The organism is Knoellia aerolata DSM 18566, from assembly GCF_000768695.1.
GTDB lineage: Bacteria > Actinomycetota > Actinomycetes > Actinomycetales > Dermatophilaceae > Knoellia > Knoellia aerolata.
In genome coordinates this window covers 10,836-30,942 of the sequence record NZ_AVPL01000003.1, presented here as the reverse complement: position 1 = coordinate 30,942, position 20,107 = coordinate 10,836, and the positions used below count along the sequence as shown (strand labels likewise).

The 20,107-nt window shown below is 71.1% G+C and carries 15 protein-coding genes; 7 read left to right on the top strand and 8 right to left on the bottom strand.

Annotation, left to right across the window (positions count from 1 at the left end; translation table 11 throughout):
• Positions 1 to 43 precede the first annotated feature (43 nt).
• Positions 44 to 2,209 (top strand): glycogen debranching protein GlgX, encoded by a 2,166-nt coding sequence (glgX, locus tag N801_RS02355; RefSeq protein WP_052112520.1) that lies wholly within the window; start codon positions 44 to 46, stop codon positions 2,207 to 2,209.
• A 28-nt stretch (positions 2,210 to 2,237) separates the two neighbouring features.
• The gene (locus N801_RS02350) at positions 2,238 to 2,609 is read left to right on the top strand and encodes a TraR/DksA family transcriptional regulator (RefSeq protein WP_035932451.1); all 372 of its coding nucleotides are present in this window, start codon (positions 2,238 to 2,240) and stop codon (positions 2,607 to 2,609) included.
• 382 nt (positions 2,610 to 2,991) lie between these two features.
• Here N801_RS02350 and N801_RS02345 read toward each other — a convergent pair whose 3' ends face one another.
• The 8 genes from N801_RS02345 to glgP all read right to left on the bottom strand — a co-directional run bounded on the left by N801_RS02345 (position 2,992) and on the right by glgP (position 10,764).
• Positions 2,992 to 3,471, bottom strand: coding sequence for a pilus assembly protein TadG-related protein (locus N801_RS02345; RefSeq protein ID WP_035932449.1), 480 nt, complete (start codon positions 3,469 to 3,471; stop codon positions 2,992 to 2,994).
• A complete protein-coding gene (locus tag N801_RS02340; protein WP_156996416.1) occupies positions 3,468 to 3,920 on the bottom strand; it encodes a TadE family protein in 453 nt (150 codons plus the stop codon). The genes N801_RS02345 and N801_RS02340 overlap by 4 nt, the downstream gene beginning before the upstream one ends.
• Positions 3,917 to 4,306, bottom strand: coding sequence for a TadE family protein (locus N801_RS02335; RefSeq protein WP_035932446.1), 390 nt, complete (start codon positions 4,304 to 4,306; stop codon positions 3,917 to 3,919). Before N801_RS02335 ends, N801_RS02340 begins: the two co-directional genes overlap by 4 nt.
• A 1-nt stretch (position 4,307) precedes the next feature.
• The gene (locus tag N801_RS02330) at positions 4,308 to 4,517 is read right to left on the bottom strand and encodes a hypothetical protein (protein WP_035932444.1); all 210 of its coding nucleotides are present in this window, start codon (positions 4,515 to 4,517) and stop codon (positions 4,308 to 4,310) included.
• A 22-nt stretch (positions 4,518 to 4,539) separates the two neighbouring features.
• Positions 4,540 to 5,472: a type II secretion system F family protein gene (locus N801_RS02325; protein ID WP_035932443.1), complete on the bottom strand. Its 933-nt coding sequence runs from the start codon at positions 5,470 to 5,472 to the stop codon at positions 4,540 to 4,542.
• Positions 5,469 to 6,338 (bottom strand): type II secretion system F family protein, encoded by an 870-nt coding sequence (locus tag N801_RS02320; RefSeq protein WP_035932440.1) that lies wholly within the window; start codon positions 6,336 to 6,338, stop codon positions 5,469 to 5,471. Before N801_RS02320 ends, N801_RS02325 begins: the two co-directional genes overlap by 4 nt.
• A complete protein-coding gene (locus tag N801_RS02315) occupies positions 6,335 to 7,564 on the bottom strand; it encodes a TadA family conjugal transfer-associated ATPase (protein WP_035932438.1) in 1,230 nt (409 codons plus the stop codon). Before N801_RS02315 ends, N801_RS02320 begins: the two co-directional genes overlap by 4 nt.
• Before the next feature lie 614 nt (positions 7,565 to 8,178).
• A complete protein-coding gene (gene glgP / locus N801_RS02310) occupies positions 8,179 to 10,764 on the bottom strand; it encodes an alpha-glucan family phosphorylase (RefSeq protein ID WP_035932600.1) in 2,586 nt (861 codons plus the stop codon).
• A gap of 109 nt (positions 10,765 to 10,873) precedes the next feature.
• On the opposite strand from glgP, the gene N801_RS02305 reads away from it, so the two are divergent.
• Genes N801_RS02305 through pgm form a run of 5 tightly spaced genes read left to right on the top strand, consistent with a single transcriptional unit; the run spans position 10,874 to position 20,015 of the window.
• Positions 10,874 to 12,919: an alpha-1,4-glucan--maltose-1-phosphate maltosyltransferase gene (locus N801_RS02305; protein ID WP_035932435.1), complete on the top strand. Its 2,046-nt coding sequence runs from the start codon at positions 10,874 to 10,876 to the stop codon at positions 12,917 to 12,919.
• A 5-nt stretch (positions 12,920 to 12,924) separates the two neighbouring features.
• Positions 12,925 to 14,637 (top strand): maltose alpha-D-glucosyltransferase, encoded by a 1,713-nt coding sequence (gene treS / locus N801_RS02300; RefSeq protein WP_035932433.1) that lies wholly within the window; start codon positions 12,925 to 12,927, stop codon positions 14,635 to 14,637.
• A complete protein-coding gene (locus N801_RS02295) occupies positions 14,630 to 16,117 on the top strand; it encodes a maltokinase N-terminal cap-like domain-containing protein (RefSeq protein WP_052112518.1) in 1,488 nt (495 codons plus the stop codon). The genes treS and N801_RS02295 overlap by 8 nt, the downstream gene beginning before the upstream one ends.
• Positions 16,114 to 18,354, top strand: a complete 2,241-nt coding sequence (gene glgB / locus N801_RS02290; protein WP_052112517.1) for a 1,4-alpha-glucan branching protein GlgB — start codon at positions 16,114 to 16,116, stop codon at positions 18,352 to 18,354. Before N801_RS02295 ends, glgB begins: the two co-directional genes overlap by 4 nt.
• Positions 18,351 to 20,015 (top strand): phosphoglucomutase (alpha-D-glucose-1,6-bisphosphate-dependent), encoded by a 1,665-nt coding sequence (gene pgm, locus N801_RS02285; RefSeq protein WP_035932431.1) that lies wholly within the window; start codon positions 18,351 to 18,353, stop codon positions 20,013 to 20,015. The genes glgB and pgm overlap by 4 nt, the downstream gene beginning before the upstream one ends.
• The last annotated feature ends 92 nt before the right edge of the window (positions 20,016 to 20,107 follow it).

Sequence of the window (20,107 nt, the reverse complement as noted above, 5' to 3'; positions counted from 1 at the left end):
GTCACCGTGCGCACCAGCGCGCACGCGTCAATAGGCTGCGCCCATGCCGCCGTCGACGTCCGCCACCACCGCGCCCTCCCTGCGGGTCGCGCCGGACCTTCCGCCCCCGCCCGGCGTCACCGTCCTCGACGGCGGGATCGAGGTCTGCGTCTATGCCGGCCACGCCGGCTCGGTCGAGCTCTGCCTGTTCGACGAGGGCGACGACGCCGGGACGACCGAGCGTCGCGTGCCCCTGCTCGACCACGCCTTCGGGTGGTGGTTCGGGTTCGTGCCCGACGTGGGCGTCGGCCAGCGCTACGGGTTCCGCGTCGGCGGCGCCTGGGACCCCGAGCGGGGCCTGCGGCACAACCCCGCGCAGCTGCTCATGGACCCCTACGCCAAGGCCATCGAGGGCGAGGTCCGATGGGGACCCAGCGTCTACGGCCACGTCGTGGACGAGCACGGCTGGCGTGGTGACGGCTCCGCGCCGTCCGACTCCGACTCCGCCGCCGACATGCCGCGATCGGTCGTCATCGACGACTCCTTCGACTGGGGCGACGACGCCCCCCCGGCCGTGACGCGCAGCGAGTCCGTGATCTACGAGACCCATGTCCGCAACCTCACCCAGCAACTCCCTGCTGTGCCGGAGGAGCTGCGCGGGACGTATGCCGGCATGGCCCACCCCGCGACCCTCGCCCACCTCACCGGGCTCGGCGTCACCGCCGTCGAGCTGCTCCCCGTGCACTCGTTCACCTCGGAGCCGTCCTTGGTGCAGAGGGGCCTGACCAACCACTGGGGCTACAACACGCTCGGCTTCTTCGCCCCGCACGCCGGCTACGCCGCCGCCGACGACCCGCAGGGCGCCGTCGACGAGTTCAAGGGCATGGTCAAGCTGCTCCACGCCGCCGGCCTCGAGGTCATCCTCGACGTCGTCTACAACCACACCGCCGAGCAGGACGTCACCGGCCCCACCCTGTCGTTCCGGGGCCTGGACAACCGTGCCTACTACCGCCTCGACGAGCGCGGGCGCGACATCGACGTCACGGGTACGGGCAACACGCTCGACCTGCGCCACCCGGTGATGGTTCGGCTCGCCCTGGACTCGCTGCGCTACTGGGTCCAGGAGTGCCACGTCGACGGCTTCCGGTTCGACCTCGCGGTCGCCCTCGGGCGCGGGCGCACCGACGAGTTCGACCCCGACCACCCGTTCCTCGTCGGGCTGCGCACCGACCCCCTCCTCTCGCGCACCAAGCTCATCGTCGAGCCGTGGGACGTCGGCCTGCACGGCTGGCGCACCGGCCAGTTCCCGCCACCGTTCTCGGAGTGGAACGACCGGTTCCGCGACTCCGTGCGCGACTTCTGGCTCGGCGACCACCGGCCGTCGACGCCGGGGCAGGTCTCGCACGGCGTGCAGGACCTCGCCACCCGGCTCGCCGGCTCGCGCGACCTGTTCGGCACGCGGGACCGGGGCCCGACGGCGTCGGTGAACTTCGTGGCCGCGCACGACGGGTTCACGCTCGCGGACCTCACGGCATACGACTCGAAGCACAACGAGCGCAACGGCGAGGACAACCGCGACGGCTCGGACGGGAACCGCTCGTGGAACCACGGGGTCGAGGGACCGACCGACGACGAGCGGGTGCTGGCGCTGCGGCGACGCTCCATGCGCAACCTCCTCGGCACGCTGCTCCTCTCGTCCGGCATCCCGATGATCAACGCCGGTGACGAGCTCGGCCGCAGCCAGGGCGGCAACAACAACCCCTACAACCAGAACAACGAGACGACGTGGTTCGACTGGGACCTCGAGCCGTGGCAGGAGGACCTGCTCGCGACGACGAGGCACCTCATCGGGATCCGGCGCGAGCACCCCGCCCTGCGCCAACGCACCTGGGCAGAGGGACGCGAGGTCCACGAGGACGGTTCGATCGACCTGGCCTGGTTCGGCGCCAACGGGCACCCGATGCACGACTGGTCCTCGCCCGAGAACCGCACGCTCCAGATGCTCGTCAACGGCGCCTGGCTCGGGCACGAGTCCGTGCTCGTCGTGCTCCACGGCGACCTGTACGAACGGCAGGTGCGCCTCCCCACGGCGCCCGGCCTGTCCGCCTACCGGCTGCTCTGGGACAGCGTGTGGGAGCGACCGCAGCACGGTGGGACCATCGGTGCCGGGGAGGTCGTCACCATGGCCCCTCTCAGCCTGCGCACGTATGCCGTGACCGACGCGACCTGAGTCCGCGCGATCTCTGCTTGACTGGGCCATGACGTCATCGACTCCCCCGGACGACACCGGGGCGCGCCTCGACGAGGAGCGAACCGCCCTGCAGGACCGGATCGCCCGCATGGCCGAGGACATGGACGCCCTCGTCGCGGCGTCACGCGACTCCAACGCCGACGACGAGCACGACCCCGAGGGGCAGACGATCGCCTACGAGCGCTCCCAGCTCCAGGCGCTGACCGACCAGGCCCGCGAGCACCTGGCGGAGATCGACGCCGCCATCGCGCGGGTTCAGTCGGGGACGTACGGCGTGTGCGAGGTCTGCCACGAACCGATCGGTGCGCCACGGCTCGAGGCACGACCGACGGCACGCACCTGCGTCCAGCACGCCGTCGCCCGTCGCGCCCGTTCCTGACCGCGCGCTGGCGTAGGTCCGAGGGTCGAGGGGGTCGAGGGGGTCGAGGGGGTCGAGGGGGTCGAGGGTCACCCGAGCCTGTCCAGCAGCTTCGCGAGTGCGCTGCCTGCGGGCGGCTGTCCCCGCGAGATGGTGGCACCGGGGCTCAGGGCCGACGCGATCCGTCGAGCCTGGCCGTCCTCGTGGACACCGAGCCGGTGCCCGCACTCGGGACAGGGGCCGTCCCTCAGCACTGCCGGGGTCTCGGTCCCGGTCCGGCCAGGCGTGGGCGACGTGGCCGAGCGAGCCGGCTGGGGCCAGCCCCGGGTGCGGGGCCGGCGACGGCGTGGAGGTCGTCTCCGCGGTGGTGGGTCGCGGTGGTGCGCGACCTGCACTCGCCTGGTCACTCGAGGTTCGAGCGGGCCCGGGAGACGACGTCGATCGTCACGCCGTCGCCGAGCAGCCAGCCGACGAGCGGGACGTCGGCGACGCACGTCATGTGCACGACGGCGAGCTCGCCGTCGGGAGTGCCGGTGCCCGCCGCGAGCCCCCACCGCGTCATGCCGGAGGGCATCGGCCGGCTCCCGACGTAGTCGCGGGCCGCCTGCGCCACCGTGGCGTCGCTCAGCGGGACCGCCTCACCGACACCGCCTCGGTATGCCGTGTCGTCCAGGGCGTTCGCAGCCGCCAGGGCTGCGCCGTCGGCCACGTCGAGCAGCTTCATCCGGGACAGGTGGACCGACGTCACGGCGACGACCCCACTGACGAGGAGGACGCAGATCATCGAGAAGACGAGGACGAGCAGTGCAACGCGCCCCTCCTCGTCGAGGCGGGAGCCGTTGCCCCACAACCGGTTTCGTGCTGCGCCGCGGACGCCGGTCATGAAGCGGCTCGGAACCGGTCGACCGTGGACAGGTGGCTTGCCGACAGCGGGATCTCCAGGGGCACGACGTCCCGGGCGAAGGCGGGGACGAGGGGCAGCGGCACCCTGACCCGGGCCGTGGTCTCGACCCGGGCGTCCGGGGTGAGGCACGGCGAGGCTCCGCAGGAGACCTGCAGCGACCCCAGTCCGGCGAACCCCTGGTCAGCGAACGCGATCGCCGCTGCGGACTCGGCACGACCGGCGGCGTCCTCGCCGGACTCCGCCGTCACGAACGCCCGCCCGGCCTCGCGCGCGGCGGTGGTCACGGCATACGAACCGGCCTGGACGCGACCCACGGACATGACGAGGTAGACCATCGGGACGAGCAGGAGGACGCCGAGGAAGACGAACTCGACGATGGCGCTCCCCTCCTCGCCGCGCGACCGCAGCCACTGCCGCCGCACGGTCACTGGCGCTCCAGGAACGCACGGCCGGTGACGTCGAGCTGCCCGTCGGGCCCGAGCAGGCCGACCACCGGGAAGGGAGAGCGCACGCGGACCTCGACCACCTGGACTCCCCCGACGACACCGGTGCCGACGGTGACGTCGTCGGCGTAGCCGTCGGACAGCGACGCCTCGATGAGCTCGCGCGCCCGGGCGGCACCCAGTCCGGGCTCTGCGTCGGCCCGGGCCCCCAGGCGGGCACCCTCGCTCGCGCAAGAGATGAGGGTGTTGCGGACGTGCAGGACGAGCCCGAGCTGGAACACCGCCATGAACAGGAGCACGACGAGCCCCGAGACCATGACGTACTCCGCCACGGCCGACCCGCGCTCGTCCCGGCGGACGAGCCGGGCCACGTCAGCGGCTGACGCTGTTCATGGCGCGCTGGAACATCGCCTGCAGCTGGTCCTCGGCCACTGTCCAGAGCACCGCGACGAGACCGGCGGTCATGAGCGTGATGAGGACCCACCCGGGGACGTCGCCGCGCTCCCGGCGGCGACCCGCGTCGACGATGAGGCCCGCGGCCGCGAGCTGCGCCCGGAGGAGGGAGCGATGGAGGAGGTGCATGGCGGTGGCCCTTTCCGTGGTGTCACATCGTGAAGTTGAGGAACGAGAAGCCCGGGTAGACGGCGAAGAGGACGGTGACCGGGAGCACGAGGAAGACGACCGGGACCATCATCGCGATCTCCTTCCTGCCCCCCGCCTCCATGATCGAGCGGCGACCTTCCTCCCGGACGTCCTGCGCCTGGGCGCGGAGGACGTCGGCCAGCGGGGTGCCACGCTCGACGGCGATGACGATCCCGTCGACGAACCGCGTCAGGCTGATCAGCCCGGTGCGGTCGGCCAGTCCCTGGAGGGCCATGGGGAGGTTGGCCCCGGCCCGCGCGTCGGCCAGGCAGCGGCGGAGCTCGTCGGACAGGGCACCGCGAGAGAGACGGCAGACGCGCTCGAGTGCGCCCACGGCACCCTCGCCGGCGCCGACCGCCAGTGCGAGCAGCTCTGCGACGGTGGGGAACTCGGCGAGCATGCGCTGCTCACGCCTCGCGGCCCGGTGGGTGAGGAACCAGTCGGCACCGGTGACACCGGCGATCACACCGATGCCGGTGAGGAGCACGACGAGGAAGGGGCTGGACCCTCGGGTGACGGCGGAGACGGTGCCGACGCCCAGCAGGACGAGGCCGCCGCTCACACCCCACACCACCTGCTGCGCGCGGAAACGGTCCACGTCCTGCGACAGGCCGGCACGCAGCAGCCGGCGTCGCACCGACGCGCTGCCGCCCATGAGACGTTCGACGTGGCCGGACAGCTCCCGGACGACGGGCGCCAACAGGGTCGCGACGATCCCGGTGCTGGGGCGATCGCCGGCGAGGAGGCTCGACGGTCGCGGCGTGTCCGCGAGGTAGGGCAGGACCCGGTCGGCCAGACCGGGTCGGCGGTGGCGGGGCAGACCGACCCACACCAGCAGGAGACCTGCGCCGACGAGGAAGCCGAGGATGGCGCCCGACCGCGCGAGGTCGGTCATCGGAGCACCCGTTCGTCCTCGGGGAGCCGTCCGATCCGGACCATGAGCCAGTAGGCGATGCCCGTGAGGACCGCCCCGGACAGGAGCACGAGGGCGCCGGTGGTCGAGGAGTACGCCTGCACGGACTCGGGTCTGCTCGACAACATGGCGAGGACGATCCACGGGGCGGCGACCGCGAGCCGCGCCGCGTTGACCGTCCACGCCTGACGGGTCTCGAGCTCGGAACGGGTGCGCGAGTCCTCCCGCAGGAACAGCGACAGGGTGCGCAGCAGCCTGCCGAGGTCGCTCCCACCCACCTCGCGAGCGATCCGCAGCGACTCGACGAGGCGGTCCGCGACGGGGTCGCTGAGCCTCTCCTTGAGCCGGTCGAGGCAGTCGTGGAACCGCCCGGTGATGCGGTAGTCCTGGGCGAACGCGGCGAAGGCCGGACGCAGCTCCTCGGGTCCGCGATGACCGAGCTGCGACACCGCCTCGGGCAACGACATCCCGGCCCGAACCGCCGACGTGATGTTGTCGACGGCATCCGGCCAGAGGTCACGCAGCCGCCCTCGCCGCCGACGGGCGCGCATCCGGACCCACGCGTACGGGGCCCACGCCGCCATCGTGGCGAAGCAGAAGCCGATCGCGGGAACGCCCACGACGGCGTACACGAAGAGGAAGACGAGGAGGAACGCCGTGAGGCAGCCCACGAGAAGCGCCCGCGGTGTGACCGACGGGTATCCGGCCTGCACCAGGTCGTCTCGCAGGAGACGGACGAGCCTCGGCGGCTGGCTGGGTCGCTGCGGAGGTGGCTCGCGCTCCCAGAAGCTCCACCAGATGAGGAAGAGACCGGTGCCGAACATGAGGCCCGGGACCACGCCGGTCACGCCGCTCCCTGGGCCAACAGCGCCGGCAGGTCGTAACCCGCCCGCTCGAACCGTTCGCGGTGCGGCGGGTAGCCGTCCGCCCTCGCGAGCTCACCACCACGGTGGACGAACAGGTCGGCGATCTCGACCACGTCGCCCTCCACCCGACCGGGTACGGCGGCGATCTCCCGCACCCGTCGGGTGCCGTCGCGCTCCAGCGCCTCGTGGACGACGATGTCGATCGACCCGGCGACGGTGGGGACGACGAACCGACTGCCGACGTTCTCACCCGCGAGCAGCGGCAACGTACACATCTTGGTGATCGCCTCACGGGCGCTGTTGGCGTGGATCGTGCACATGCCCGGTAGGCCCGAGTTGAGGGCGATGAGGAGGTCGAGACTCTCCGCCTGGCGGACCTCACCGACGATGATCCGGGACGGCCTCATCCGCAGGGCCTCCTTGACCAGCCGGCGCAGCGGCACCTCACCCGTCCCTTCGAGCGACGGCTGTCGGCACTGCATCGAGGCGACGTCGCGCAGCGGGATCTTCAGCTCGAAGACCTCCTCGCAGGTCACGACCCGCTCCCGGGCGGGGATGGCCGCCGCCAGGCAGTTGAGCATCGTCGTCTTCCCGGCCTGGGTTCCGCCGGCGACGAGCACGTTGAGCCCCGACGCGACGGCGGCCTCGAGGAACGTCGCCGCCTGGCGGGTGAGCGTCCCGAGCCGCACGAGGTCCTCGAGACTGTCGGCCTTGACGATGAACTTGCGCACGTTGACGTGCCAGTGCTCCCTGGTGATGTCCGGGATGACGACGTGCAGGCGGGAGCCGTCGGGCAGCACGGCATCGACGAACGGGCTGGAAAGGTCCACCCGCCGACCGGATGACTTGAGCATGCGTTCGACCAGGTCGCGGACCTCGTCGTGGGTCAGCAGGGTCGTCGTCAGCTCGGCGACTCCCCCGCGCGCGATGAACACACGGGTCGGCTCGTTGATCCACAGCTCCTCGACGGTGGGGTCGTCGAAGTACTGCTGCAACGGACCGAAGCCGGCGACCGTGTCCCAGACCGACTTCTCGGCCCCGGCCACGTCACCGAGGACGGGCATGCCGCCGTGCATCGAGCGCTGGTCGTAGTCGGCCACGGCATCACGCACCAGCCGCTGCACCGCAGTCGGCTCCCGGGCCGGGTCCAGCCCGGAGCGGCGTATCAGCTCACGAACCTCGGCCTCGACCGTCCGGACCGCGTCCATGTGACCTCCTCCGTGCGACGCGCCCCGTCGCACGCCACCGTCTCGCAGGGGCACCCGCCGCCTTCATGGAAGCAGAAGCCGCACTCGTCGCCATCGAGTTGTCCACAGGCCCCCGAGCCCGTGATCACGCCACGATAGCCACGGTCCGCGCCCGTGTCTCTGGGCGAATTGCCCATTTCCTGGGGCCCGCCGAACGTGGACCGTCGCCGCGGCGCGCAGTGCGCCACCCGATGCTGACCACCCCCCACGCGCCACCAGGTGTGCGACTGATGGCGCATTCCGGTCGGACGCGGCGGGCTGACAGCCCGCTGGCGTGACCGGAATGCGCAATCAGTCGCGTCTTTCCGACCGGAAGGCGCAATCAGTGGGGAGTCAGGCGTTGGCGACGAGGCCGAGCGAGGCGGGCGAGGCCAGCCCGGGGTGCTTGGGCTGACGCGAGCCGTCCTTCGACCGGAGCGCGCACGGCAGCCACCCGATGCTGAGCACCCCCACGCGCCACCAGGTGCGACTGATTGCGCATTCCGGTCGGACGCGGCGGGCTGACAGCCCGCTGGCGTGACCGGAATGCGCAATCAGTCGCGTCTTTCCGACCGGAATGCGCAATCAGTGGGGGGTCAGGCGTTGGCGACGAGGCCGAGCGAGGCGGGCGAGGCCAGCCCGGGGTGCTTGGGGAGGACGCGCACCGTGTAGCCGAACGCTCCGCTGGTCTTGAGCTTGAGGTCGCCGGCGAACTTGTGGCGCCCCTGCTCGTAGGTCTCGGTGTGCTCGAGCGCGAGCGTGGTGACGTCGTGGAGGTCGTCGCCGCGGTGGTTGGTGCGGCCGTGCGCGACCTGCACCTCGACGTCGTCGGGCGACAGGGCGCCGAGCGAGACATAGGCGCCGACGTGCAGCGTCTCGCCGATCTCGGGACTGTCACCGACGCCCGAGGACTCGACGTGGTCGACGTGCACCTGGTCCCAGCCCGCGCGCACCTTCGACTTGTATGCCGCGAGGTCACGTGCGCCGGCGAAGTCGCCGTCGCGCAGGGCCCAGCCGGACCGCGCCGCGGGGACGTAGAGGCGCTCGGTGTACTCGCGCACCATGCGGCTGGCCCGGACCTTGGGGCCGAGGGTCGAGACCGTGTGCATGACCATCGCGAGCCAGTTCTGCGGCAGCTTCGCGTCGTCGACGTCGTAGAAGCGCGGCGCGACCTGGTTCTCGATGAGGTCGTAGAGCGCGTTGGCCTCGATGTCGTCACGACGGTCCGGGTCCTCGACGCCGTCGGCGGTCGGGATGGCCCAGCCGTTGTTGCCGTCGAACCACTCGTCCCACCAGCCGTCGAGGATCGAGAGGTTGAGGGCGCCGTTGAGGGCGGCCTTCATGCCGGACGTGCCCGACGCCTCGAACGGGCGCAGGGGGTTGTTGAGCCAGACGTCGCAGCCCGGGTAGAGGTGCTGCGCCATCGCGATGTCGTAGTTGGGCAGGAACGCGATGCGGTGACGCACCTCGGGGTCGTCGGTGAACTTCACCATCTGCTGGATGAGCTGCTTGCCGGTCTCGTCGGCGGGGTGCGACTTGCCGGCGATGACGATCTGGACCGGGCGCTCCGGGTCGAGCAGCAGCTTCTTGAGACGGGCCGGGTCGCTCAGCATGAGCGTGAGCCGCTTGTAGGTCGGGACGCGACGGGCGAAGCCGATCGTGAGGACGTCGGGGTCGAGGATCTCGTTGGTCCAGCCGAGCTCGGCCGGGGACGCACCGCGCTCGATCCACGAGGCGCGCACGCGGGCCCGGGCCTCGGTGACGAGCTGCTGGCGCAGCTCGCGCTTGGTCGCCCACACCTCGTCGCGCGGGATCTCGGCCATGGCCTCCCACGACTCGCGTGAGTCGAGGTCGGTGATGTCGCTGTGCCGGCGGGCCATCTCGTAGACCTTGCGGTCCACCCAGGTCGGCCCGTGGACGCCGTTCGTGATGCTCGTGATCGGCACCTCGTCGGCGTCGAACCCGGGGAAGAGCCCGTCGAACATGTCGCGGCTGACGACCCCGTGGAGCTTGGAGACGCCGTTGGCGCGCTGGGCGATCCGCAGGCCCAGGACGGCCATGTTGAACATGGACGAATCGCCGCCCTCGTAGGTCTCCTTGCCGAGCTCGAGCAGGCTGTCGATCGGCACACCGGCGGGAGCGAGGTCGCCGCCGAAGTAGATCTCGATGAGGCGGCGCTCGAAGCGGTCGATGCCGGCGGGCACGGGCGTGTGCGTCGTGAAGACGGTCGCGGCGCGCACGGCCTCGAGGGCCGCGTCGAAGGACAGTCCCTCGCCGGTGACGAGCTCGCTGATCCGTTCGACGGCGAGGAAGCCGGCGTGGCCCTCGTTGGAGTGGTAGACGTCCGGCGTCGGGGCACCAGTGAGTCGCGACCAGAGGCGCAGGGCGCGCACGCCGCCGATGCCGAGGAGCATCTCCTGCTGGAGGCGCTGCTCGCCGCCGCCGCCGTAGAGGCGCTCGGTGACGGCGCGGGCGCCGTCGTCGTTGCCGGGGATGTCGGAGTCGAGCAGGAGCAGCGGGACGCGGCCGACCTGGGCGCGCCACACCTGGGCGCGCAGCTCACGGCCGCCCGGCAGGTCGATGACGACGACGCTCGCCGTGCCGTCCTCCTCGCGCAGCAGCGAGAGGGGCAGGCCGTCGGGGTCGAGCACCGGGTAGGTCTCGGTCTGCCAGCCGTCGTGGTTGAGGCTCTGCCGGAAGTAGCCGGTCTTGTAGAACAGTCCGACGCCGACGATCGGCACGCCGATGTCCGAGGCCGCCTTGAGGTGGTCGCCGGCGAGGATGCCGAGGCCACCGGAGTACTGGGGCAGCGCGGCGGCGATGCCGTACTCCGGGCTGAAGTAGGCGATCGCCGCAGGCGCACCGTCCTCACCCTGCTCCGAGGCCCACTGCTGGTACCAGCGGTCCTCGGCGAGGTAGCGCTCGAGGCCCTGCTCGGCCTCGGCGACGCGGGCGACGAAGCCCTCGTCGGCGGCGAGGGCGTCGAGCTCCTCCACCGGGGTGGCGGAGAGCATCGCGACGGGGTCGGCCCCGACGGACAGCCAGCGCTCGGGGTCGATGCTCTCGAAGATGTCGCGCAGGGGCGGGTGCCAGCTCCAGCGCAGGTTCATCGCGAGATCGCCGAGCGGGGCGATGCTGGCAGGGAGGACGGGGCGGACGCTGAAGCGACGGATGGCCTTCACGACGCGCATCCTAAGGTCACGTGGCCGTCTCCGCGAAAACGTTTACCCCCTCGAGTTCCGCGAACCCGACAAGTCGTCCGCGAGGGCGGCTGACCGGTAGCGTCGCCCTGTGACCGCGACGCCGCTCAGCACCGCCCCCCAGTCCCCCATCGGCCGGATCCCCGTCCTCGACGTCGAGCCCCTCGTCGACGGAGGTGCCCGACCCACGAAGTCCGTGGTCGGAGAGGATTTCGTCGTCACCGCGACCGTCCTGCGCGAGGGCCACGACGCCGTCGGCGCGTCCGTCGTCCTCACCGATCCCGACGGCGTCGACCACGTCGCGACGATGGTCTGCACCAACGTCGGGCTCGACCTGTGGGAGGCGACGGTCCGTGCGGATCGTCCCGGCATGTGGACGTTCCGCGTCGAGGGATGGTCCGATCCGTTCGGCACGTGGGAGCACGACGCCACGATCAAGGTCCGTGCCGACGTCGACACCGACCTCATGCTCGCCGAGGGCGCGCTCTTCCTCGAGCGCGCCGCCGCGACCCCCGAGCGCAGCGCCGCCGGAGCCGCCGTCCTGCGCGAGGGGGTCGCCGCCCTGCGCGACGAGACCCGCCCGCCGCAGGTGCGCCTGTCGGCCATCACCCACGGACCGGTCCACGACGAGTTGCTGGGCACCCCGGTGCGTGACCTCGTGAGCGCGAGCACGGCATACCCCCTGCTCGTCGAGCGGGAGCTCGCCCTGTGCGGTGCCTGGTACGAGTTCTTCCCCCGCAGCGAGGGCGCCGTCTACGACGAGGAGACGCACACGTGGCGCTCCGGGACGCTGCGCACGGCCGCCCAGCGGCTCAAGGCCGTGGCGGGCATGGGCTTCGACGTCATCTACCTCACCCCGATCCACCCGATCGGGCAGGCCGCCAAGAAGGGCCCCAACAACACGCTCGACGCGAGCCCCGAGGACCCGGGCAGCCCCTACGCGATCGGCTCCCCCGACGGCGGCCACGACGCCATCCACCCCGACCTCGGCACCTTCGACGACTTCGACTTCTTCGTCGAGCAGGCACGCGGGCTCGGGCTCGAGGTCGCCCTGGACATCGCGCTCCAGTGCTCGCCCGACCACCCCTGGGTCGTCGAGCACCCCGAGTGGTTCACCACGCGCGCCGACGGGACCATCGCGTTCGCGGAGAACCCGCCGAAGAAGTACCAGGACATCTACCCGATGAACTTCGACAACGACCCGGCCGGCGCCTACGCCGAGGTGCGCCGCATGGTGCAGGTCTGGATCGACCACGGGGTCACGCTCTTCCGGGTCGACAACCCGCACACCAAGCCGGTCGAGTTCTGGCAGTGGCTCATCCAGGACGTGGCCCGCAACCACCCCGAGATCATCTGGCTGAGCGAGGCGTTCACGAAGCCGGCGATGATGCGCACCCTCGGCAAGGTCGGCTTCCAGCAGAGCTACACCTACTACGCGTGGCGCAACACCAAGCCCGAGCTGCAGGAGTACGTCGAGGAGCTCGCCACCGAGACCGCGCACTACATGCGCCCGTCGTTCTGGCCGACGACCCACGACATCCTCACGCCCTACATGCAGTTCGGCGGCCCGGCGGCGTGGAAGCTCCGTGCCGCGCTGGCCGGGACGCTCGTCCCCACCTACGGCATCTACGCCGGCTACGAGCTCATGGAGCACGTCGCCCGGCCCGGGGCCGAGGAGCAGATCGACAACGAGAAGTACCAGTACAAGAACCGCCACTGGGAGGACTTCGAGCCCGGCGGCTCCCGCGAGGGCCAGTCCCTCGCCTGGTACCTCCGGCGCCTCAACGAGATCCGCCGCGCCCACCCGGCGCTGCAGTGGCTGCGCAACGTGACGTTCCACCACGTCGACGACGAGAACATCATGGCGTTCAGCAAGCGCCGGGTGGTTCCCGCCGACGCCGGCACCGGAGCCCCGGCCCACGAGGACGTCGTCATCGTCATCGCCAACCTCGACCCGCACAGCACCCGCTGGAGCCGCGTCGTCTTCGACATGCCCGCCCTCGGGCTGCACCCCGACGAGGGGTTCCGCGCGCACGACCTCATCACCGACCAGTGGTGGGACTTCCTGCGCGAGAGCATGGTCCACCTGGGTCCCGACCACGAGCCGGTCCACATCATCGAGCTGAAGAGGTACTGAGAAACGTGACGGCGACCCAAGGACTCGGACTGCACCAGCCGGGGCTCAAGCACGACCCCGAGTGGTTCAAGACCGCCGTCTTCTACGAGGTGCTCGTGCGGGCCTTCGGAGACTCCAACGGCTCCGGCGCCGGCGACTTCCAGGGCGTCATCAACCGCCTGGACTACCTCCAGTGGCTCGGCGTCGACTGCCTGTGGCTCCCCCCGTTCTACGCCAGCCCGCTGCGCGACGGCGGCTACGACATCGCCGACTACACCCAGGTGCTGCCGGAGTTCGGGACGCTGCCGGAGTTCCAGCAGCTCGTCACCGAGGCGCACGCCCGCGGCATCCGGATCATCACGGACTTCGTCATGAACCACACGAGCGACCAGCACGCGTGGTTCCAGGCCTCGCGCAGCGACCCCGAGGGGCCGTACGGCGACTTCTACGTCTGGTCCGACACCGACGACAAGTACACCGACGCCCGCATCATCTTCATCGACACCGAGACCTCCAACTGGACCTTCGACCCGATCCGGCGCCAGTTCTTCTGGCACCGCTTCTTCGGGCACCAGCCGGACCTCAACTTCGAGAACCCCGCCGTCCACGAGGCGATGTTCGAGGTCGTCCGCTTCTGGATGGACATGGGCATCGACGGGTTCCGCCTCGACGCCGTCCCCTACCTCTACGAGGAGGAGGGCCACAACGGCGAGAACCACCCCCGGACGCACGAGTTCCTCGCCCGGCTGCGCAAGATGGTCGACGAGGAGTACCCCGGCCGCATCCTGCTCGCCGAGGCGAACCAGCCGCCGACCGACGTCGTCGACTACTTCGGCACCGAGGAGGCGCCGGAGTGCCAGATGGCGTTCCACTTCCCCGTGATGCCGATGCTCTACTACTCCCTGCGCGAGCAGACCGCGCAGCCGATCATCGACGTCCTCGCCGCGACCCCGGACATCCCCAAGGGCACCCAGTGGGGCACGTTCCTGCGCAACCACGACGAGCTCACCCTCGAGATGGTGACGCCGGAGCAGCGGGCCGTGATGTACGGCTGGTACGCCCCCGACCCGCGCATGCGCGCCAACGTCGGCATCCGGCGCCGGCTCGCTCCCCTGCTCGACAACTCCCGCCCCGAGATCGAGCTCATCCACGCGCTCGTGCTCTCGCTGCCGGGATCGCCGTGCCTCTACTACGGCGACGAGATCGGCATGGGCGACAACATCTGGCTCAACGACCGTGACGCCGTGCGCACGCCGATGCAGTGGACCCCCGACCGCAACGCCGGCTTCTCCGCGGCCGACCCGGGCAAGCTCTACCTGCCGGTGATCTCCTCGCTCGTCTACAACTACAACGGCGTCAACGTCGAGGCGCAGATGGCGACCGGCCACTCGCTGCTGCACTGGCTGCGCGGCATGCTCAATGTCCGGCGGCTGCACCCGGCGTTCGGGCTCGGGGACCTCACCATCGCCTCGACCGACAACGAGTCGATCCTCGCCTACACACGTGCCTGGGGCGGCGACCGGGACCACCCCGGCGAGACCCTCCTCTGCGTCAACAACCTCTCCGACAAGCCCCAGGCCGGCACCATCGAGCTGCCCGCGGCGCTGGGCCAGCGCGAGCTGTTCGACCTCTTCGGCGGGGCCGGCTTCCCGTGGGTCGCCGAGGACGGGCGGGTCACCTTCACGATGGGCAGCCGCGACTTCTTCTGGCTGCGGGTCGGTGCGGAGACCCGTGGCTGAGCTGCACAAGGGGGCCACCCTCACGCCGACGAAGCCCGAGCTCGTCCAGGCGTGGATGGCCTCACAGCGTTGGTATGCCGGCAAGGGCACCTCGCCGTCGGTGCGTCGCCTCGCGTCGTGGAGGCTCGGCGACCCCGCCGGCGAGGTGGGCGTCGAGACGCTCATCGTCTCCGACGACTCCGGGCCGGCGCCGGTCGTCTACCAGGTCCCGCTCACCTACCGCGGCGCACCGGTGCCCGAGCTCGAGCATGCGCTCGTCGGGGTGATGGAGCACTCGGTGCTCGGCCGCCGCTGGGTCTACGACGCACCCCACGACCCCGTTTATGCCGCGCAGCTGCTCGAGCTCGTCCAGGGCCGGGTGCGCGCCGAGTCCACCGCCGCGAGCGACGCCTTCGACGACACCGTCGTCGCGCAGCCGGGACGCACGTGGACGCGGGCCGTGACGGTCCGCTCCAGCAAGGTCCTCTCCGGCGAGCAGTCCAACACCTCGGTCATCCTCGACTGCGTCGACGCCGCCGGCGAGCCGGTCCCGGTCATCGTCAAGGTGTTCCGGATGCTGTCGGCCGGCGAGAACCCCGACGTCGTCCTCCAGTCCGCCCTCGTCGAGGCCGGCTCCCGTCGGGTCCCCGCCGTCGTCGGGTCGGTCGCCGGGCAGTGGCCCGAGCCGGACGGTGACGGTGAGGCGGGCGCGGAGGGTGAGCGCACGGCATACGGGCACTTCGCCTTCGCGCAGGAGTTCCTGCCCGGCGTCGAGGACGCCTGGCGCGTCGCGCTGGCCGCGCTGCGCTCGGGCGAGGACTTCACCGCTCCGGCGCGCGCGCTCGGCGAGGCGACGGCCGAGGTCCACTCGATGCTCGCGACCGCCCTCGGCACCACGCCCGTCGGAACCGACACCGTCCGCGAAATCCTCGACGGCATGCGCGAGCGCTATGCCTCGGCCGGGTCCGAGGTGGCGGCGCTGCACGACCACGACGACGCGGTCGCGGCGATCTTCGACGCCGCCGAGCACGTGAACTGGCCTGCGCTGCAACGGATCCATGGCGACTACCATCTCGGGCAGGTGCTCCACACGCCCGACGGCGGGTGGGTCCTGCTCGACTTCGAGGGCGAGCCGCTGCGGCCGCTCTCCGAGCGCACCCAGCCCGACCAGTGGATCCGCGACATCGCGGGGATGCTCCGCAGCTTCGACTACGCCGGCGGCGCGGTCGAGCACGCGAGCGACGCGCCGGACGTGTCCGCGCGGGACTGGGTGACCAGCGCCCAGTCCGCCTTCCTCGACGGCTACGCCGCCACCTCCGGTGAGGACCCGCGCAGCCGCCCCGCGCTCCTCGCCGCCTTCGAGCTCGACAAGGCGATGTACGAGGTCGTCTACGAAGTCCGCAACCGACCGTCGTGGGTCGACATCCCGCTGGCCGCCATCGAGCGCCTGGCATCGGGGTTCGAGACCACGACGACCGCACCACAGGAGGACGCAGAGTGAGCCCCACACCCGCGCACGAAGTCAGCGGCGCGATCAGCGCCCTCATCCAGGGCCGCCACCAGCAGCCCCACGACCTCCTCGGCCAGCACCTCGAGGACGACGGGCTGAGGGTGCGCGTCCTGCGCCCCATGGCCTCGTCGGTGCGCGCGCGCTTCGAGGACGGTGAGGAGCTCACCCTCGAGCACGAGGCCGAGGGCGTCTGGACCGCGGTGCGCGCCGGTGCGACCGCGACGATGGACTACCGGCTGCTCGTCGCCTGGGGCGACGGCATCGAGCACCTGCAGGACGACCCCTACCGGTTCGCCCCGACGCTCGGCCAGATGGACCTCCACCTCGTCAACGAGGGCCGGCACGAGGAGCTCTGGAAGGTCCTCGGCGCCCGCGTGCACGAGTACACCGGCCCGATGGGCACGGTGCGCGGCACCTCGTTCGCGGTCTGGGCGCCCCGCGCCAAGGCGGTGCGCGTCGTCGGTGACTTCAACGGCTGGGACGGCCGAGTCCACCCGATGCGGCTCATCGGGGCCAGCGGCGTGTGGGAGCTGTTCGTGCCGGGACTCGGTGCCGGCGACGTCTACAAGTACGAGATCCGCGGCGCCGACGACGTCGTGCGCACCAAGGCCGACCCGATGGCCCGCCGCACCGAGCTCCCGCCCCGCACCGGCTCGGTCGTCGACGAGGCCGAGCACACGTGGGCCGACACCACGTGGATGGAGAGTCGCAGCGCACGCAACCCGCACACCGGCCCGATGAGCGTCTACGAGGTCCACCTCGGCTCGTGGCGGCAGGGCCTGACCTACCGCGAGATGGCCGAGCACCTCGTCAACTACGTCGTCGACCTCGGTTTCACCCACGTCGAGCTCATGCCCGTCATGGAGCACCCCTACGGCCCGTCGTGGGGCTACCAGGTGACCGGTTACTACGCACCGACGTCGCGCTTCGGCACCCCCGACGACTTCAAGCACCTCGTCGACCGGCTGCACCAGGCCGGGGTCGGGGTCATCCTCGACTGGGTGCCCGGCCACTTCCCGCGCGACGAGTGGGCGCTGGCCCGCTTCGACGGGCTGCCGCTCTACGAGCACCCGGACCCGCGCCGCGGCGACCAGCCCGACTGGGGCACCCACATCTTCGACTTCGGCCGGCTCGAGGTGCGCAACTTCCTCGTCGCCAACGCGCTGTACTGGCTCGAGGAGTTCCACATCGACGGGCTGCGCGTCGACGCGGTCGCCTCGATGCTCTACCTCGACTACTCGCGCAAGGACGGCGAGTGGCTCCCCAACGTCCACGGCGGACGCGAGAACCTCGAGGCCATCGGGCTGCTCCAGGAGACCAACGCCACGGCCTACAAGCGGGTACCCGGCATCGTCACGATCGCCGAGGAGTCCACCTCCTGGCCCGGCGTCACCAAGGCGACGAGCGAGGGAGGCCTCGGCTTCGGGCTGAAGTGGAACATGGGCTGGATGAACGACTCGCTGCGCTACCTCGGCGAGCGGCCCATCGACCGCCAGTACCACCACCACCTCCTCACCTTCGCGCTGATGTACGCGTTCAGCGAGAACTACGTCCTGCCGATCAGCCACGACGAGGTCGTCCACGGCAAGGGATCGCTCGTCAACAAGGCCCCGGGCAACCGGACCGACCAGCTCGCCACGGTCCGGGCGTTCCTCGCGTACATGTGGGCCCACCCCGGGAAGCAGTTGGTCTTCATGGGCTCCGAGTTCGCCCAGCCGAGCGAGTGGGCCGACGGGAAGTCCCTCGACTGGTGGCTGCTCGACCAGCCCGCCCACTACCGGGTCCACAACCTCGTCAAGGAGCTCAACCGCGTCTACCGCGCCCATCCGGCGCTGTGGACCCTCGACTCCGAGCCGGCCGGGTTCGAGTGGCTCGACGCCGACGACAACGGCGGCAACACCTACTCGTTCGTCCGCATCGAGGACCCCGCCCGGGAGTCGGGCGACGTCGTCGCGTGCGTCGTGAACTTCGGTGGCGACTCCAAGGAGTGGCTGCGGGTCGGTGTCCCCTTCGGCGGGCAGTGGCGGGTCATCCTCGACACGAGTGGGTACGACCAGCACAGCACGCCGAGCCAGGCTGACCTGGTCTTCGACGCCGTCGAGGAGGGCTGGAACAACCAGCCGTTCCACGTCACCGTCCGGCTCGCCGGTCTCACCGCCGTCTACCTGGCACCCGCGCAGGACCGTGCACTCGATGCGAGCGTGAGCGAAGAGGAGGTCGGGTCATGACCCACGAACGTGCCGGCCAGCTCGCCCAGCCCACCGACCTCGTCGACGTGGCGCACCTCGTCACGGCGTACTACACGGACAAGCCGGACCCGGACGACGTCGACCAGCAGGTCGCCTTCGGCACGTCCGGTCACCGGGGCTCGTCGCTGCGGACGGCGTTCAACGAGGACCACATCCTCGCGACGACCCAGGCGATCGTCGACTACCGGCGCTCGCAGGGCTTCGACGGTCCCCTCTTCATCGGGCGCGACACCCACGGACTGTCCGAGCCGGCGTGGGCCTCGGCCCTCGAGGTGCTCGTCGCCAACGACGTCACCGTGCTCGTGGACTCCGCGGACCGCTACACGCCGACCCCGGCGGTGTCGCACGCGATCCTCGTCGCCAACCGTGGCAAGGTCACCGGCGTCGACGGTATGCCGGCCGGTGCCGGTCTCGCCGACGGCATCGTCGTCACCCCGTCGCACAACCCGCCCAGCGACGGCGGCTTCAAGTACAACCCGCCGCACGGAGGCCCGGCGGACTCGGACGCGACGAAGACGATCGCGTCCCGGGCCAACGAGCTCATCCGCGGCGGTCTCACCGACGTCAAGCGCATCCCGTTCGCCCGGGCGCGGGCCGGCGTGCAGACCTACGACTTCATGGGGACCTACGTCGACGACCTCCCGTCCGTGGTGGACCTCGCCGCGATCAGGGACGCCGGCATCCGGATCGGCGCCGACCCTCTGGGCGGCGCGGCCGTCGACTACTGGGGCGCGATCGCCGACCGCCACGGCCTCGACCTCACCGTCGTCAACCCGCTCGTCGACGCCACCTGGCGCTTCATGACGCTCGACTGGGACGGCAAGATCCGGATGGACTGCTCCTCCCCCTCGGCGATGGCCTCACTCATCCGCCGCAAGGACGAGTACGACATCGCGACGGGCAACGACGCCGACTCCGACCGGCACGGCATCGTCACCCCCGACGCGGGCCTGATGAACCCCAACCACTACCTCGCGGTGGCGATCCAGTACCTCTACGGCGGCGCCCGCCCGCAGTGGCGCGACGACGGCTTCGTCGGCAAGACCCTCGTGTCGAGCTCGATGATCGACCGCGTCGCCGCCGACCTCGGCCGCCGCCTCGTCGAGGTCCCCGTGGGCTTCAAGTGGTTCGTGCCCGGCCTGCTCGACGGGTCCGGTCCGTTCGGCGGCGAGGAGTCGGCCGGAGCGTCGTTCCTCCGCATGGACGGCTCGGTGTGGACGACCGACAAGGACGGCATCATCCTCGCGCTGCTCGCCTCCGAGATCCTCGCGACGACCGGCAAGAGCCCCAGCCAGCACTACGGCGAGCTGACCGCGAAGCACGGCACGCCGGCATACGCGCGGATCGACGCCCCCGCCGACCGGGAGCAGAAGGCCCGACTCGGCGCGCTCACGCCCGACGCCGTCACGGCCGAGAGCCTTGCGGGAGAGCCGATCACGGCCAAGCTCACCGAGGCACCCGGCAACGGCGCCGCGATCGGCGGCCTCAAGGTCGTCACCGAGTCCGCCTGGTTCGCCGCGCGACCGAGCGGCACCGAGGACGTCTACAAGATCTACGCCGAGTCCTTCCGCGGTGCCGAGCACCTCGCGCAGGTCCAGGCCGAGGCCAAGGACGTCGTCGGCGCCGCCCTCGGTGCCTGACCCCGGCTCGCGAGCCACTCCTCGTCTCCCGAGCCCCATCGACGAGGCTCGGGAGGTCACACCCGGCTCGCGAGCCGAGCCCTGTGGAGAAC

Coding starts and splice junctions, on each gene's coding strand:
- N801_RS02315 (WP_035932438.1), bottom strand. CDS start 7,564: ATGGACGCGGTCCGGACGGTCGAGGCCGAGGTTCGTGAGCTGATACGC.
- N801_RS02350 (WP_035932451.1), top strand. CDS start 2,238: ATGACGTCATCGACTCCCCCGGACGACACCGGGGCGCGCCTCGACGAG.
- N801_RS02330 (WP_035932444.1), bottom strand. CDS start 4,517: ATGCACCTCCTCCATCGCTCCCTCCTCCGGGCGCAGCTCGCGGCCGCG.
- N801_RS02325 (WP_035932443.1), bottom strand. CDS start 5,472: ATGACCGACCTCGCGCGGTCGGGCGCCATCCTCGGCTTCCTCGTCGGC.
- N801_RS02345 (WP_035932449.1), bottom strand. CDS start 3,471: ATGACCGGCGTCCGCGGCGCAGCACGAAACCGGTTGTGGGGCAACGGC.
- pgm (WP_035932431.1), top strand. CDS start 18,351: ATGACCCACGAACGTGCCGGCCAGCTCGCCCAGCCCACCGACCTCGTC.
- glgX (WP_052112520.1), top strand. CDS start 44: ATGCCGCCGTCGACGTCCGCCACCACCGCGCCCTCCCTGCGGGTCGCG.